14 protein-coding genes are annotated in these 16,065 nt (G+C 45.4%); 6 read left to right on the forward strand and 8 right to left on the reverse strand.

Annotated features, from left to right (window positions below; genetic code table 11):
• Positions 1-11 precede the first annotated feature (11 nt).
• The 3 genes from ahpC to KNO87_RS09855 all read right to left on the reverse strand — a co-directional run bounded on the left by ahpC (position 12) and on the right by KNO87_RS09855 (position 2,375).
• A complete protein-coding gene (gene ahpC, locus KNO87_RS09845) occupies positions 12-575 on the reverse strand; it encodes an alkyl hydroperoxide reductase subunit C (protein ID WP_015880295.1) in 564 nt (187 codons plus the stop codon).
• Between the two features lie 328 nt (positions 576-903).
• A complete protein-coding gene (locus KNO87_RS09850) occupies positions 904-1,320 on the reverse strand; it encodes a very short patch repair endonuclease (RefSeq protein WP_214795876.1) in 417 nt (138 codons plus the stop codon).
• Between the two features lie 17 nt (positions 1,321-1,337).
• Positions 1,338-2,375 (reverse strand): PDDEXK family nuclease, encoded by a 1,038-nt coding sequence (locus tag KNO87_RS09855; RefSeq protein WP_214795878.1) that lies wholly within the window; start codon positions 2,373-2,375, stop codon positions 1,338-1,340.
• 104 nt (positions 2,376-2,479) lie between these two features.
• On the opposite strand from KNO87_RS09855, the gene KNO87_RS09860 reads away from it, so the two are divergent.
• Positions 2,480-3,634: a DNA cytosine methyltransferase gene (locus KNO87_RS09860; protein WP_214795880.1), complete on the forward strand. Its 1,155-nt coding sequence runs from the start codon at positions 2,480-2,482 to the stop codon at positions 3,632-3,634.
• Between the two features lie 90 nt (positions 3,635-3,724).
• Here the strand turns inward: KNO87_RS09860 and htpG are convergent, their stop codons facing one another.
• Positions 3,725-5,593: a molecular chaperone HtpG gene (htpG, locus tag KNO87_RS09865; protein ID WP_214795882.1), complete on the reverse strand. Its 1,869-nt coding sequence runs from the start codon at positions 5,591-5,593 to the stop codon at positions 3,725-3,727.
• Between the two features lie 278 nt (positions 5,594-5,871).
• Here htpG and gloA2 point away from each other — a divergent pair, with 278 nt between their 5' ends.
• On the forward strand, positions 5,872-6,252 hold the full coding sequence (gene gloA2, locus KNO87_RS09870) for an SMU1112c/YaeR family gloxylase I-like metalloprotein (protein ID WP_214795884.1): 381 nt from the start codon (positions 5,872-5,874) through the stop codon (positions 6,250-6,252).
• Between the two features lie 25 nt (positions 6,253-6,277).
• Here the strand turns inward: gloA2 and KNO87_RS09875 are convergent, their stop codons facing one another.
• On the reverse strand, positions 6,278-6,904 hold the full coding sequence (locus KNO87_RS09875; RefSeq protein ID WP_214795886.1) for a TetR/AcrR family transcriptional regulator: 627 nt from the start codon (positions 6,902-6,904) through the stop codon (positions 6,278-6,280).
• A 123-nt stretch (positions 6,905-7,027) separates the two neighbouring features.
• On the opposite strand from KNO87_RS09875, the gene KNO87_RS09880 reads away from it, so the two are divergent.
• A complete protein-coding gene (locus tag KNO87_RS09880) occupies positions 7,028-7,777 on the forward strand; it encodes an SDR family NAD(P)-dependent oxidoreductase (RefSeq protein ID WP_214785485.1) in 750 nt (249 codons plus the stop codon).
• Positions 7,778-7,809: 32 nt separating this feature from the next.
• On the opposite strand, the gene rluF is transcribed toward KNO87_RS09880, so the two are convergent.
• Positions 7,810-8,520, reverse strand: coding sequence for a 23S rRNA pseudouridine(2604) synthase RluF (rluF, locus tag KNO87_RS09885; protein WP_015880301.1), 711 nt, complete (start codon positions 8,518-8,520; stop codon positions 7,810-7,812).
• A gap of 92 nt (positions 8,521-8,612) precedes the next feature.
• Between rluF and KNO87_RS09890 the strand changes: the two genes are divergently transcribed.
• Positions 8,613-9,437: a hypothetical protein gene (locus tag KNO87_RS09890; protein ID WP_214795888.1), complete on the forward strand. Its 825-nt coding sequence runs from the start codon at positions 8,613-8,615 to the stop codon at positions 9,435-9,437.
• Here the strand turns inward: KNO87_RS09890 and KNO87_RS09895 are convergent.
• Positions 9,403-10,053, reverse strand: a complete 651-nt coding sequence (locus KNO87_RS09895) for a C39 family peptidase (RefSeq protein ID WP_214795890.1) — start codon at positions 10,051-10,053, stop codon at positions 9,403-9,405. The two genes, KNO87_RS09890 and KNO87_RS09895, sit on opposite strands and share 35 nt — an antisense overlap.
• A gap of 73 nt (positions 10,054-10,126) precedes the next feature.
• Entirely contained in the window at positions 10,127-11,500 is a 1,374-nt protein-coding gene (locus KNO87_RS09900) for a YjiH family protein (RefSeq protein ID WP_214795892.1), read from the reverse strand.
• Positions 11,501-11,760: 260 nt separating this feature from the next.
• Between KNO87_RS09900 and KNO87_RS09905 the strand changes: the two genes are divergently transcribed.
• Entirely contained in the window at positions 11,761-12,753 is a 993-nt protein-coding gene (locus KNO87_RS09905) for an LLM class flavin-dependent oxidoreductase (protein ID WP_214795894.1), read from the forward strand.
• Positions 12,754-12,892: 139 nt separating this feature from the next.
• The gene (locus KNO87_RS09910; protein WP_214795896.1) at positions 12,893-16,063 is read left to right on the forward strand and encodes an EAL domain-containing protein; all 3,171 of its coding nucleotides are present in this window, start codon (positions 12,893-12,895) and stop codon (positions 16,061-16,063) included.
• Positions 16,064-16,065: the final 2 nt, after the last annotated feature.

A 16,065-nucleotide genomic window follows, 5' to 3' on the forward strand; every position in this document is an offset into this window, starting at 1 on the left:
GCAATCGCTCCTTACAATTTACCGACGAGGTCAAGGCTTGGGCGGAGTGTTTCAGAACCCTCTTCCCATTTCGCTGGGCAGACTTCGCCTGGATTGTTGCGTACGTATTGTGCTGCTTTGACTTTGTTGACGAGCGTGCTCGCGTCACGGCCGATGCCGCCAGCGTTGATCTCGACAGTTTGGATGACACCGTCTGGGTCGATGATGAACGTACCACGGTCTGCAAGGCCATCTTCTTCGTTCAAGACGTCGAAGTTGCGCGAGATGACGTGTGATGGGTCACCGATCATGATGTACTCGATTTTTCCGATTTTCTCAGATGTTTCGTGCCAAGCTTTATGTGTGAAGTGTGTGTCTGTTGAGACAGAGTAAACTTCTACACCGAGGTTTTTGAGTGTAGCGTACTCGTTTTGAAGGTCTTCGAGTTCAGTTGGGCAGACGAATGTGAAGTCAGCTGGGTAGAAGCAGACAACGCTCCATTTGCCTTTGAGATCGTTCTCTGTAACTTCGAGGAATTCACCTGTTTGGAATGCTTGTGCTTTGAATGGTAGTACTTCTTTGCCGATTAATGACATGGGTTATGTCCTCCTTGTTTTTTTACTCTAGCGTTTCTATCTCGACTAGAATAATTATAATGTAATACTAACTTCATATAACGAGCTAGAATTGTCAAGGCGTTTGCATGCTGTTGAAGTATTAGGAATATCAATGGATTATCCGAATTTGGCTTAATAAAAGGAAAGAAAACGATTACATATTTTTTTGGTTTATCTATTGTGATCAAATGATTTTAATCTAAGAATAATAGGAACAATAAATCTGAATTGTGCTTATACATTATCAATTAGAGACAGCCTAAAGAGAAAAATAAAAGAATTCAGTAATAATTATTACTGAATTCTTTTATTTTTTGAGGTTACTTTTTTCATTTACATAATAAATAATCGTAGTAACTACGTTCTCTAAATTATTGTTGATTTCATGTTCCCAAAAGCGAAGTATTGTCCAATTTTCTTCGATGTAATGCCGGGAAATTTCATTATCTCTTTCAGTATTACGTTGTATCTTCAGTTTCCAGAACTCCTGTTTTTTTGGAGGGAGCCGAAAGTGTTGGGGGCATCCGTGCCAAAAGCAAGAATCGATAAATACGACAATTTTTAAATTGGGAAACGCAATGTCCGGTGTACCGAACAGTGATTTAACATTTGTTTTGTAGCGAATTCCCTCTTTCCATAATCGTCTGCGAACTTTCATTTCTAAGTTAGTATTTTTAGATTTTACATACTTCATATTATTTTTTTTATTAGAATTGAAAGACATTTTCCCTCCATAAATTTTTAAAAAAACTGTGATATATATAATTTATGTTCAGAATTGAGATACTGTAAAACTTCCGATTTCCAATGTTCTTTATAATCTATCTTACCTATACTACTATTCTCCAATCCCCAAGCCGATCTTAATTTCGATTCGTTTATTGGGTCTTGCAAGTAATTAAAAATGAGTTCAATATTAGTAGATAAATTGTGAACGGAACGAGGTATTTCAAAATCTTTATTATCAAATGAAATTTTAATTTTTCCTCCGGCACTGAATATATCTCGAAGGTTGTGAGAATAAACTTGATATTCAGTAAGCCAATAAACAACAACTTTATGATACTTATTAGGATTTTTAAGACTTGAAATAATTTCAGGGAATAAAACATAAGCTTCTGTAACTAAAAATAATCTTTCGTTATAGTTCAATTCGTTATACGGTCGGATTGAAGATTGAAGAATTTGTTCCTCTTTTTTGCTCTCTATAAACCACTTAGAGTCATTTAAATTTTTTGCCTTAAAATAAGACTGAATCCACTGGATTTTTTGATCAGAGGTCGCTTCTCTGAAATCATTATAAGAATTTGCTTCCTTTAAAATAAATCCGTCATTTGTTGATGTGGTTTCCATGTCGATAAAAAAGCGAGGAGAATGAGTGACTTTAATGTCAATCAATGCCGAGCTATACTCACAAAATTTTACTGAAATAGAGTGATTGGAGATTTTTTTTCCGAAAAAAATGAAAACTTCACTTAAATTCTGTACGGAGGTAGATTCAAAAACACTATTCCCTAATGAAGTCCAATGCCCGGATTTAGAATATTTCACTTCTATGCCATATGTCATAGAATCTATAGTGATAATAATATCGGGGAAGGTTTGAGCGCCAGTTTGAGCTACCGAGATGTCGTTCGGTATTTTTTTTGCAATACTTTCCATTACTTTATACACTTCATATTCAAATTTTTCTCCCGAAATATTTGTATTGCTATACGTTTTACCTTCAATATATTTTCTTGTATTGGTTAAAAGTGTTTCTAAAGGTTTTAAACTCAATTAAAAGAACCCCTTTTAAGTTAGAATATAAACTTTTTTCTGTGTAATTTGATATACTGTAAGTTAACGATATTAACTGATAATAATGAGGAGATAATATGACTATGCATAGCTTTTATAATGCCCATCCTCAAGAGATAAATGTGTGGGAAAATGATGAAGTAACATTACCAAATAAAAAATATAAAGTATTATCTCTTTTTAGTGGGTGTGGAGGAATGGATCTTGGATTTTTGGGGGGTTTTGAATATTTAAATAAACATTACTCTCAAAATCCTTTCGAAATTAATTTTTCAAACGATATTTTTACTGCTGCAATTAAAGTTTACGAGCATAATTTGAAACACAAACCTGTAGAAAAAAGTATTATGGAGTTAGATATCTCTACACTCCCACAAGCGGATGTGGTAGTTGGTGGTTTTCCCTGCCAAGATTTTTCTTTAGCTGGAAAACGAAAAGGCTTATCTAGCGAACGTGGCAGACTGTACGAGTACATGATGAAAGTGGTTGAACACTCTAATCCGAAAGTTTTTGTGGCAGAAAACGTCGATGGAATTAGAATGAATAAGCGACAAAAAAATGAGAGTGAAAAAGCAAGTCTTGATACATCAGCGCTTGATATTATATTACAAGATTTTGAGGAAATTGGGTATAGAGTTCAATACAAGGTCTTGCATGCTGCTGATTTTGGTATACCACAAACACGGAAACGAGTAATTATAATCGGAGTTAGAAATGATGTGTTATCACCAGTGTTTTATCCCGCACCTACTCATGATCAAAATTATAAAGAATCTAAACTTTTACCATGGGTAACTTCTAGCGAGGCTATTGATGATTTGTGGGATAAAATTGATTCACCTGATGTATTAAATCACACTAGTAAAGACTATTCGCGAGCAAAGTTTTATCCGGGTAAAAAAATGCAAGGAAATATGAGAATTTCTGGAGATAAGCCATCTTGTACAATTCGTGCGGAACATCACGGAAATATTGAAGCTCATTATCGAACTTTATTGGCTGATCAAAATGATATGTCTGGGTGGAGACGTTTGTCTGTTCGAGAATGCGCACGTATTCAATCTTTCCCTGATGATTTCCATTTTAATGTTTCAGCCTCGTCAGCATATAAGATGATTGGAAATGCGGTACCACCAGTACTTGGGTGGCATATTGCAAAGGCGGTTCTCCATATTCTTAATACTGATGAGAAGAATATTCAAGAAGCTTCTGCTCAATTGAGTTGGATAAATTCTTAAATAGTTATGACATTTTTTATATTTTCTAGTCATATTTGTACAATAAAAATAGTTGAGACGACTTTATACCCGTCTCAACTATTTTTTACGTTATTCCGCCATTAACGCACACACCGCATTCGAATACGCTACCGGATCTTCAATCGGTAACCCTTCAATGAGGAGGGCTTGTTGATACAAGAGGTCTGTATATTGTTTCGCTTTCGCTTCATCTTCTTTATATACACGTTGGAGTGTCTGGAAGATAGAGTGGTCAGCATTCACTTCGAGCACTTTCTCCGCTTTCATGCCGCCGCCGTTTGGCATCGCATTCAGAATTTTCTCCATCTCGATTGAGACGTCGCCTGCGACCGTCAGACAGACAGGGTGCGACTTGAGGCGTGTCGAGGCACGCACTTCTTTGACCCGGTCCCCGAGCTCTTCTTTCATGAAGGTGAACAAGTCTTGGTTGTCTTCGTTGAGCGATTTCGCTTCCGCGTCATCGAGACCGAGGTCGCCGCTCGCGATCGACTTGAACTCTTTGTCGTCATACGACTGAAGCATCTTAATCGCGAACTCATCGATTTCTTCTGTGAAGTAGAGGATCTCGTATCCTTCTTCTTTCAAACGCTCCGCTTGTGGCAAGAGGTCGATGCGATGAATCGATTCACCTGTCGCGTAATAGATGTACTTCTGGTCTTCTTTCATCCGCTCGACGTACTCTTTAAGCGAGACGAGTTTCTTCTCATGAGAAGAATGGAAGAGAATCAAGTCTTTCAATTCATCTTTTGCTGCGCCGAACTGGTCATACACACCGAACTTCAATTGACGACCGAACGACTCATAGAACTTCTCATAGTCCTCACGCTCGTTTTGGAGCATCTTCTCGAGCATGCCTTTGATTTTGGACTTCACGTTCTTCGCAATCACGCGAAGCTGGCGGTCCTGCTGCAACATTTCACGGGAAATGTTGAGGGAGAGGTCTTCTGAGTCGACCATTCCTTTAACAAAACCGAAGTAGTCCGGCAAGAGGTCTGGTGACTTCTCCATGATTAGCACGCCGTTCGAGTAGAGCTCGAGCCCTTTCTCAAATTCTTTCGTGTAATAGTCGAACGGAACCGTTGACGGGATGTAGAGGATCGATTGATAACGAATCGTCCCATCGACGTTCAAGTGAAGATGCTTGAGCGGCTCATCAAAACCGTAGCGCTTCTCGTGATAGAATGCTTTGTAATCTTCGTCTGTCAACTCGCTCTTACGCTTCCGCCAAATCGGCACCATGCTGTTGACAGTCTCTTCTTCTTTATAATCCTCGTACTCTTCCGAGTCTTCTTTTTGACGATGTTTCGTCACATCGAGTTTGATCGGGTAGCGGATGAAGTCCGAGTGCTTCTTGATGAGCGAACGGATCTCATATTCTTCGAGGAATGACGAGTACGCATCATCTTCTGTGTCTGCTTTCAAATGGAGCGTGATCTCCGTACCGATGTCCGCCTTGTCTGTCGGCTCGATCGAATAGCCGTCTGTGCCTTCAGACTCCCATACGTATCCTTGCTCGCTATCAATCGAGCGAGTCCGAACGGTCACACGGTCAGCGACCATGAATGCAGAATAGAATCCGACCCCAAACTGACCGATGAGGCTATGGTCTTCTTCCATCTTCGTCGCCTGTTTCATGGCGAGCGAACCGCTTTTTGCGATGATTCCGAGGTTTGTTTCAAGTTCTTCTTCTGTCATCCCGATTCCTGTATCGCGAATCGTGATGGTCCGTGCCTCTTTGTCGAGTTCGATTTTGACGAAGTAATCGTCTTTGTTGAATTCGATGCTCTCGTCGGAAAGGGCGCGATAATACATCTTGTCGATGGCGTCACTCGCGTTCGAGATGAGCTCGCGCAAGAAGATGTCCTTATGTGTATAGATTGAGTGGACCATCAACTCTAAAATTCGTTTCGATTCCGTTTGAAACTGTTTCTTTGTCATGATCGTTCTCCTTTTCATCTCTTCATTTTGGCACTCTAACATAAAGAGTGCTAACACTATTGATTATCCTAAAAATTAGGAAGATGTCAACTGGATTTCAAGAAAAGATTGACGAGAAGGCTTGATTCGCATATAGTTGAGTACATGCGATGAGCTGGTCTATGTAAGACGGCGGACATTCCCTTGAGGAGCACGTTGTGGAGCGTGGTCCGTCGCGGTAGACTTTCGAGAGCACCTCTAGTGAGAGGTGCTCATTTTTTGTATACGGGGGTAGAAGGATGGACTTACATACGATTCATCACGTCGCCATCATTGCGTCGGATTACGATAAAGCCAAGCAGTTTTATGTCGAGGCACTCGGATTCGAAGTGATTCGAGAACACCACCGCCCGGAGAAGCAGGATCACAAAATCGACTTACGTCTCGGTACATATGAGCTCGAGCTGTTCATCAAACCAGACAGTCCCGAGCGTCCAAGTTTTCCGGAAGCATGTGGTCTTCGCCACTTGGCCTTCAAGGTCGAGGACATCGAGTCCGTCGTCGCCGAATTGAACGAACGTGGGATTATGACAGAACCGATTCGTTGCGATGATTTCACAGGGGAGAAGATGACATTCTTCTTTGACCCGGATGGCCTACCGTTAGAACTGCACGAATAAACCCCTTCGCGATGAAGGGGTTTTCTTATGCCCGAATGGAGGCGAGCAACATCTCTTTTAATGCGTTGATTTGCACAGCCGGTTCGATATCGTTCTCTAAATAACTGATATGCGACTTCAACATGATGTTGTTGCCGAATGTCCCGAATGCATTGATGATTGTAACAATTGTCACTTTCACATCGATATCTGGTCGAAACGAGCCATCACGCTTCCCTTCTTCAATCAACGGTTCAAGTGTCTGCATGATTCGTCGTTGTACGTCAATGTATGTCTCGATGCCAGGAAGGGGTGTGGCGACGAACGATGCATAGCTCTCGAACGCCTCACGAAAACGGGCGTGGTCCGTCCGCTCCAACTGCATCTCGAAAAAGTGGTTCAAGATGATCTCGAGCCGTTCATATGCGGTGCCTTCCTCATCCACAAATTGTTCAAATCGCTCGAGTGTCGGCTGTAGATTCTTGACGGCCGCTGCGACGATCAATTGGTCTTTCTTCGGAAAATAGCGAAACAGTGTCGCTACCCCAATCCCTGCCGCATTCGCAATGTCCTGCATTTGAACTTTCTCAAAGCCATTCTCTAAAAATAAGCGTTCGGCCTCATGGATAATCAGCTGGATTCGTTCTTCTTTGTTTTGTTGTCGTTTACTCAATTCCATCACCTCATTGTCTGTCATAAGTATATCGTCTTCGAGCAGTTTCGTTGAGATTAATGTCACATCCAATTATTATTATGATAGTTAGACTATCATAATTTAACGAATGGAGCTGGAACAATGCGTTTAGAGGGGAAAGTAGCGGTCATCACAGGGGCAGGAAGCGGTATGGGAGAGTCGACGGCACGTCTATTCGCCAAAGAAGGAGCGACGGTCGTCGCGACAGATATCAATGAACAAGGGGTACAAAGCGTAGTCGAGTCGATTCGTGCACAAGGTGGGGAAGCCATCGCGGTGAAGCATGACGTGACCTCACGTTCAAGCTGGGAAGACGTGTTTGCAGAAGTGGAAGCGACGTGTGGCAAATTGGATATCCTCATCAATAATGCCGGAATCGCACTCGCGAAACCGTTCTTGGAACAGACAGAAGAGGACTGGGCGCGCACGTATCGCATCAACATCGATGGGGTCATGTTAGGGACACAGTATGCGATTCCGCTCATGACAGAAAATGGCGGAGGATCGATCGTCAACATCTCCTCCATCTCAGCACTGACAGGTATGGCAGGTGCCGGGGCATACACGGCCTCAAAAGGTGCTGTCCGTTCTCTCACGAAAGCAGCGGCCGTCGATTACGGGAAGCAAAACATTCGGGTCAATTCTGTGCATCCAGGGTACATCGTGACACCGATGAGTGCGCCGCATATGGAACATCCGGACTATAAGCAGCACTTCTTGAATCAAATCGCCTTGCCGAATCTCGGACAAGCGGATGAGGTGGCAGCAGCCGTCCTCTTCCTCGCTTCGGACGAGGCGAATCATATTAGCGGGATCGAACTTCCGGTAGACGGTGGCGTAACGGCGAAATAAAAAACAAGCCTAGACGCGCGTCTAGGCTTATTTTAGTACCATTCTTTCGGTTCGTAATTCAATTCGCGGAACAACTGCTCACGCTCTTTTTTCGAAAGATCGCGCCATTGTCCAGGTGGGAGTTTCCCGAGCGTGATGTTCATGACACGCACACGTTGAAGACGGAACACTTCGTATCCGAGCGCCTCACACATCCGACGGATTTGGCGATTGAGTCCTTGTGTGAGGGTGATGTTGAAGTCGAATTTCGAGAGCGGACGTACTTTACACGGAAGTGTCTTCTGTCCAAGGATTTTGACGCCGGCTTCCATTTGTTCGACGAATTCCGGGGTAATCGGCTTATCGACCGAGACGATGTATTCTTTCTCGTGCTCGCCTTCTGCGCGAAGGATCTCGTTGACGATATCGCCATCGTTCGTCATGAGGATGAGACCTTCTGAGTCTTTATCGAGACGACCGATGTTGAAGATGCGGAGCGGATGGTTGACCATGTCGACCAAGTTCCCTTTTACTTTCTTCTCTGTCGTACTCGTGATCCCGACCGGCTTATGGACGGCGATATACACGTTGTTTCGTGCGACACGTGCGACCGAACCGTTGACGAGGACTTCATCCCCTGGTTTTACCTGGTCGCCGATTTTTGCTTTTTTCCCGTTGATGGTGACGCGTCCCTCTTCGACGAGACGGTCGGCTTGGCGACGGGACGCCTTGCCTGATTCACTGATGAATTTATTGATGCGCATGTGTACACGTCCTTTATTTGGCTTCGTCCTCTCACTATAACGTATTTTACAAACCGCCGAAAGCGGGAAACGAACGGGAGAGGAGGGATGACATGGAGGCGATACGACTGTTACAGGACGCAATCCGATTTCAAGAGGCCATCTGCGACACACCGTTTGGAAAGGGATTGATTCCGGAGGCGTCGCCTGTTCTTTGGTACGGTCGGCCTGGTCCGAATCAATGGCTGACCATCGGGACGAATCCGTCACGCGGCGAGTTTCTCCATCGAGACGGGACACCGAGAACGGGGAAACACCAAAAGTTCTATTGGCGGGAGACGCTCTCGTTGGAAGATTACCTCGGGAATGAAGAGGCGCTGCGACAAACGATTGAATGGGCATCAGCCTATTTCGAATCAGGTCGCGCGACGACGAGCTGGTTCGGAAAACAAAGTGGCGCCAAACTCGAGGCGCTGTTAAATGGGATGGGACGGTCGTTTTATGACGATTCGAACTCTGTCATTCACGTCGATTTTTTCAAGTTCGCCACGTATGAACAGATGGGGAAGATGAAGACCGGGCGGGACTGGATGGAGCATCCGACCTCGATTGAGTTATTGGAACGCACGATTACATATATTAAACCGACCCGATTGATTGTACTCGGACGGGATAACTGTCGTGCCTTCACTGGCTTCTCTACAACAGGACAACTCACGACATACCCTGCCATCACCTATGAAATCGGGCGCCATGCATCAGGTATCCCGATGATCGGACTTCATATGAAACCATCTGAAGTATTCGTCGGGCTCGGGAGTGGCCGTGATTCAAACGGACTACATTACGGGTCATATGCCAAGCGCGAGCATCTGTTACGAATCGGGCAAGCGATTGAAGCGATTATGGACGAGTGGCTGGCGGATGGACGCGCGTGATGCTTCCCCAGAAATTGAATTCGTTGAAGTCGATATAGCGCACGTCTTTTGAACGATTATCGAGCACGGCCAACAAGACGACGTCGGGAAATCCCCGTTTTTCAAACTGCAAATAGCCGATTCCCGTGACGGAATGATTTTTATAGAAGCCGTTCGCCATGTTCAATACAAACGGGCGACCTGCTTTCAGCTCACGCTCGAACGTCGACCATTTCCATAGATAGCGGGAACTGCCTCGACCAACGTATCCGTATCGCTTCCACAGTTTCGTGATGATGGTGGCGATTTGAGTCGGAGGTGTCCCTTTCTCGTCTTTGAAATGATGCATGAAGGCAATCTCGCGCACATCCTCTTGAATCTGCGTCACGTCATCTGGAATATTCCTATACCCATGGTCTCGATAGAAACGGAAGATGGCGGTGATGGACGTCAACGTACAATTGTTCTTTCCGTTCTCGAACTGTCGTTGGAGCAAGACGGGCACGCCTTCAATCTGTACAGAGCGCGCTAATGTCCAGCGTCCGTGATAACGATCGTTCACGTAAAGTTCTGGGTCGATGATGCCGGCATAGCCGTTGTTCGCGACCTCTAGTTGTCCTGCGAATGGGTGCTCCATCTCGGTCCACCTCCTTTTCTTTTAGTATACAAAGAACGCCCCATCTCATAAAAGAGAAAGGGCGTCGTTTTCGTTAAAAGACCAGATGTGCGATTCCGACGATAATCGGAAGCGTGATGAATGTACGTAACAAGAAAATCAAGACGAGATCGAGGAATGAGATTGGCAGTTTTGAACCGAGCAACAAGCCACCGACTTCTGACATGTAGATGAGTTGGGTAACCGATAATGTAGCGATAACGAAACGCGTCAACTCGCTCTCGATGCCGCTACCGAGTACAGCCGGCAAGAACATATCGGCAAAACCGACGACCATCGTCTGAGCAGCTTCTGATGCCTCAGGGACTTGCAGGAGCATCAGAATCGGTTCGAACGGCTTTCCGATGATGGTGAAGAAAGGTGTGTATTCGGCGATGACGACCGCAATCGTCCCGACCGCCATGACGACAGGAAGGACACCGATCCACATATCAAGGACGTTCTTGAAGCCGTCTTTCAGTGTTTCTAGGAAGCTCTTACTCGAACTTGATTTTTGTAGCGCTTGCGTCAACGCCCACTTGCTGAGTGACACGTTCGCCGGCACCTCTTCTTCCGGTTTAAGTTCTGTCTTCTCATAAGCCGTGTCTGCCTTTTTAGATAATGGATAAATCCGTGGCATGATGAGTGCTGCAACTAGTCCTGATAAAACGATCGCCCCGTAGTACGGTAAGAAGTATTGATCGAGCTCGACATACTGTAAGACGACGATGGTGAAGGTGATCGAGACGACGGAGAAGGTCGTCGCGATGATTGACGCTTCCCGTTTCGTGTAATAGCCTTCCTCATACTGTTTTGTCGTCAGTAGGATCCCGATCGTCGCATCTCCGACCCATGAAGCGAGCGAGTCGAGCGAGGCGCGCCCCGGCAAGCGGAAGAGTGGACGCATGATTTTCATCAAGAATGTCCCGACGAACTCGAGAAGTCCGAAGTTCAGCAATAAAGGTAATAACATACCGGCAAAGAAGAACGTCGCGAACAAGATTGGAATCAAATCAAAGAGGAGCAAACCACCCGTAAATTCCGAGGTGATCATCTCTGGTCCGAGAGTGAGTAGCGTCATGACGCCGGCGATAAAACCGATGATACGCATGATAAACCAAAACGGTGTCACGCTAAAGAGTGCGTTGATGGACGGTCGTTCGACCATAAAAGCAGGACGTGCCGTAAACAATAACAAAGATCCAGCGATTGAAATCCCCATCATGATGACGGCAAGTGTCGGAACGAACTCGCCAATCCATTCAATCAATAGATTGGATAAGAAGGCGACTGGAATCGTAAAGCCTTCCTCGGATGAGATTGGAACGATGAAAAACATAATCCCGATGAGCGATGGGACCAAAAACTTAAAAAAGTCCCGACCCGAAAAAGCATTATTCTTTTTGTCTGGTGTTGATGAACCATTCATGATGCATTCCCCATTTCCCCGAAGTGTTTGTGCTGTCTATGTATCCCCATTACACATCCAGCCCATATTAAAACGTATTTCTTTATCAGTATAAAAAATATGACCAGGTGCTATCAACATAATGCGTAAATTTTCAGAAAAATAGTTGTAGTACACTAGGCAAATCATTCGTATTCCATAGAGGCATTTAGTATGATGACGGCGAGTCCAACAAATTCAAGATATTTAGAAACTTCATTATAGAGATAGGAGAATACATCATGAGATTGAGTGTGTTAGATCAGGCACCGGTCACGTCCGGTCATACAGGCGAGCATGCGCTAGAGAGTGCGGTCGAGCTCGCGCAAGTCGCAGAAGAGTTAGGATATTACCGCATGTGGATGGCCGAGCACCATGGTGGCATGTCGTTCGCGAGTTCGGCTCCAGAAGTCATCGCGGCCTATCTAGCAGCGAAGACGAGCAAGATTCGTCTCGGTTCCGGTGGCATCATGATGATGCACTATTCGCCACTGAAGATGGCGGAAGTATTCAAGACGCTCAGTGCCCTTGCACCAGGACGCATCGATTTCGGTGTCGGACGTGCGCCAGGTGGTGACGCGAATGCCATCTATGCGATGTCACAAGGTCAAAAACCGATGATGGATGGACTTTATGAGAAGCTCGATACAACGCTTCAGCTGATTAAAGACGAGACGCCAGAAGAACGGTGGTACAAGAATACACCGGCTGCACCGACAGGCGTCACGTTGCCGGAAGCGTGGTTACTCGGATCGAGCGGGAACAGTGCGGTTCAAGCCGGGCGCATGGGTCTCGGTTATTCGTTTGCTCAATTTTTCAATGGCGAACTGAGTGCCGACACGCTCGACACGTATCGTCACCACTTTACACCGTCTGACTTTATGGAGAAGCCGGATATCAGTGTCACGTATTTAGTGACGACGGCAGAGACGGAAGAAGAGGCGGAATATTTGGCTCGACCATCTGACTTGTCGCGTCTCTTCTTGATGCGAGGACAGTTGAGACAGCTGTTGAGTCCGGAAGCGGCGCATGAGTATCCGCTCACAGAAGTCGACAAGATTCATATCGCCAACAATCGGGCCATTCACCTTGTGGGGACGCCGAAACAAATCGCGGAACAGTTACGCGATGAGTCGGAGCGATATGGCTTCGATGAGGCGATGATTTGTAGCATTCAGCATAAACAAGAGGATCGTTTGAACGTTTATCGCCTGTTGGCGAACGAATTGCTTTGATTCGATGAACACCTTCTCGGAATTGAGGAGGTGTTTTGTATTGGAACGAAAAACGTTTTCCCCTTTTTTCAAAGGTTTTCTCCATAGAAGCAGCGAAACCAACTACACTATAAGAAAAAGGATCAGGTGGAGGTATACGATGAAACGGATGAAAGGGGATCCGCATTATTTATTCGAACTGTTCACACGTTTATATCGGATGGTATTCCTCATGGAAGTGACAGATGTGGGATATCGATATGTGCAAGTGAGTGAACAGGGCAAACTGGCCTCCTCGCTTCCGAACGATGTGGAAGGTCGTTATTTACATGAGATGTACCGCTCAGAAGTAGCCAATGAATTAATCGAACATTATGACGCGGTCGTCGAGACGGGGGACCCGGTCTATTTCATGTCAAAAATGAACATCGACTCCAATACAGCTCGATTCGCTTCCTCCATGCTCGTACCAATCGAAGATGAGTCGGGTGTCGTACGCTATGTGCTCAGTTTGACGACGGATTTATCAGAAGAAGCGGAGATTAAATTGTTACGAAGCATCGAGCATATGGACTATTTGACGGGAATGCCGAATTTGATGAAAGTCAAATTGGATCTCGATCAATTGTTCGAGCAACAGAGTACGGAAGAGACAAGTGTGATGCGCCTACACATCAATCGTTTCAAGATGATGATGTCTCTCCAAGGGGTGGAACGATCGAACGAATTGATAAAAGACATCACGCGTCAACTGGCGAGTACGCTTCCTAAAGGCTCCATCATTGGTCGGGTGGACGGGGAAGATTTTGTCGCGGTCTTGCCACATGTTCCAATCAAGATGGCTTATATGTATGCCGAACATCTACTCGATGTGATTGCGGGCCATTCTTACCGAGTGGCTGATGCGGAGTTTCCGTTATCGAGTTGTATCGGTATCGGTTCGGGAACGTCTGACGCCGATCGCGTGATCATGAACGCTTCGACCGCTTTACTCGAGGCGCGTCAGACTGGCAATCAAACGATTCGTTTATATGAGCACGATGAGTATGTGCAGCGTTACATCGATGAGATTAGGATTGAGACGGAACTGGTGAAGGCGATCAAACAAGATGAACTATATATGGTGTATCAACCAAAAGTGTCGATGGACGGATCGATTCATTTTGAGGCGCTCATTCGTTGGAATAGTCCTGTACTCGGATTCGTTTCACCTGAAACGTTTATTCGCGTGGCGGAACAGTCACTCCTCATTGAGGACGTGACACAGTTTGTGATGAATCGAGTGTGCCAGGATGTATCAACTCATCCCGAACAGTTTGAAGGGCGTCGTGTTGCTGTGAATGTGTCTCCGAACTTGTTTCATGAGCATCATATGAATGAGTTAGTGATAATCGTTGCGTCTTACGACTTACAACCGGAGCAATTCGAATTTGAAGTGACGGAACACACGCTCATGCATGAACCGGTCGCTGCCATTAAAACGGTCGAATCGTTGAAGCAACAAGGATTCCGATTGGTGATTGATGATTTTGGGGTGAGTTATTCTTCTTTAAATTACTTGAAGCTATTCGAAATCGACGGGATTAAGATTGACCGGTCATTTGTTGCGCAACTCGACCAGGAAAATGGACTGAAAGAGTATGAAATCGTCAAACTGATTGTGTCACTCGCCAAAAAGTTAGACCTCGAAGTGACAGCTGAAGGTGTTGAGACGGAAGAACAGTATCGGATTTTGCGTCAACTCGGTTGTGATGAGATTCAAGGCTATTTCTTTAGCCGTCCGATGGCGCTCGAAGACCTAGGTGAGGCGCTTGAAATTTTATATTCTCACCAAACGGTCTTATCGAAAATTGAACAACCGTCACACTTACTGCATCCTGCACTCGACGAACGGGAAATGAAACGGCTAAAGGCCATCTTACGATTGGAGATTTTGAACACGCCCCAAGAAGAACGGTTTGATCGAATTTCTCGTTTGGTCGCCCAAACGTTGCAGATGCCGGTCGCCTTCATTTCCATCATGACAACTGACCAGCAATGGTTCAAATCTTGTGTCGGCATCGAACTCGGGTCTTCTCATCTCAAGCGGGAGCGGACGTTATGTAATCGGGTCGTCACATCGGAACGTTCGATGGTAATCGAGGATGTGGCGGCTGAAGAGTTTGAGAGTGACAGTCCATGGCTCGAACAAGTCGGATTCTATGCCGGGGTGCCGCTCCGGACAAAGCAAGGTCATGTCATCGGTACACTTTGCGTGGTCGATACTCAGGCGAGAACGTTCACGGAAGAAAACCTACATGCACTCGAGTCGTTCACGCACTGGGTCATGACAGAGATTGAGCATACAGAAGTGTCACGGCGACAAATCAAACGCCAACAAGTCGTGGAGTCATTATATGAAGCGACCGCACTTCGAATGCCGTTCCAAGACCAACTGGCACGTGTCCAAGAAATCTTATTAGAATGGGTCGGCTATTCGCATGCGGTGATTTTCTCGATCGAATCCTCGCATCGTCTCTTAGTGGAGAATGGGGTGTCACGTCTGACATGGGGGGAAGAAGAACTTCGTTCGCTCCATCAACTGACAACTGTCGGTTCACAAACCCTTCAAGAGGGTGAATTGATCGTAGATGGCATCGAATTCACAACGCTCGTCAGTTTTCCACTGACACATAAACATCAAGTGTTCGGATGGATCGTCTTATTGGCGGAGCAAGGGAATTTAAACGATCAACTCGACGAAGAAACCCTTCAAGAATTGACGGACACGATCCGGTTACTCGCGAGGTGGCTAGAGAACGGAATTCGAAAAGAACGGAAACAGCGTGAGATGATTCAAATTGCAACACAAGACCAACTGACGAAATTGTGCAATCGTTACACACTCATGACCGATTTATATAAACAGATGCAGCGCTCAAAAGTAGTCGCTTTACTGTTCATCGACGTAGATGATTTCAAGCGGATCAATGATCAATTTGGCTATCTCATTGGGGATGAAATGTTAATCGAAATCGCGCAACGGTTAAATGAATTCGTTGAAACGTTCGGAGGTCAGGTGTATCGATTTTCAGCTGATGAATTCGTTGTCGTGCAAGAGGAGAGTCCGATCGGGTTAAACGAGATAAATGACACTATTTCCCGGGGAATAGTCGCTTCAAATGGTGAGGAAGTTCGTCTCACCGTGAGTGTGGGCGTGGCTACGGTACAACCTGCATCCACCATCGACTCGATCCTCCAACAAGCCGATGCGGCCATGTACATTGCGAAGAACAATGGGGGAGACCAGTGGTTTCAATACGATGGATATTTAGATGATGAGGAGTTTTGAGC

Source organism: Exiguobacterium sp. s34 (assembly GCF_018617435.1).
GTDB lineage: Bacteria > Bacillota > Bacilli > Exiguobacteriales > Exiguobacteriaceae > Exiguobacterium > Exiguobacterium aestuarii.

What these genes read in the sequence shown, in the direction of transcription:
- KNO87_RS09890 (WP_214795888.1), top strand. Translation starts at nt 8,613, where the DNA reads ATGGAGGCGATACGACTGTTACAGGACGCAATCCGATTTCAAGAGGCC.
- rluF (WP_015880301.1), bottom strand. Translation starts at nt 8,520, where the DNA reads ATGCGCATCAATAAATTCATCAGTGAATCAGGCAAGGCGTCCCGTCGC.
- KNO87_RS09850 (WP_214795876.1), bottom strand. Translation starts at nt 1,320, where the DNA reads ATGTCTTTCAATTCTAATAAAAAAAATAATATGAAGTATGTAAAATCT.
- KNO87_RS09910 (WP_214795896.1), top strand. Translation starts at nt 12,893, where the DNA reads ATGAAACGGATGAAAGGGGATCCGCATTATTTATTCGAACTGTTCACA.
- gloA2 (WP_214795884.1), top strand. Translation starts at nt 5,872, where the DNA reads ATGGACTTACATACGATTCATCACGTCGCCATCATTGCGTCGGATTAC.
- ahpC (WP_015880295.1), bottom strand. Translation starts at nt 575, where the DNA reads ATGTCATTAATCGGCAAAGAAGTACTACCATTCAAAGCACAAGCATTC.
- KNO87_RS09880 (WP_214785485.1), top strand. Translation starts at nt 7,028, where the DNA reads ATGCGTTTAGAGGGGAAAGTAGCGGTCATCACAGGGGCAGGAAGCGGT.
- KNO87_RS09905 (WP_214795894.1), top strand. Translation starts at nt 11,761, where the DNA reads ATGAGATTGAGTGTGTTAGATCAGGCACCGGTCACGTCCGGTCATACA.
- htpG (WP_214795882.1), bottom strand. Translation starts at nt 5,593, where the DNA reads ATGACAAAGAAACAGTTTCAAACGGAATCGAAACGAATTTTAGAGTTG.
- KNO87_RS09895 (WP_214795890.1), bottom strand. Translation starts at nt 10,053, where the DNA reads ATGGAGCACCCATTCGCAGGACAACTAGAGGTCGCGAACAACGGCTAT.
- KNO87_RS09860 (WP_214795880.1), top strand. Translation starts at nt 2,480, where the DNA reads ATGCATAGCTTTTATAATGCCCATCCTCAAGAGATAAATGTGTGGGAA.
- KNO87_RS09900 (WP_214795892.1), bottom strand. Translation starts at nt 11,500, where the DNA reads ATGAATGGTTCATCAACACCAGACAAAAAGAATAATGCTTTTTCGGGT.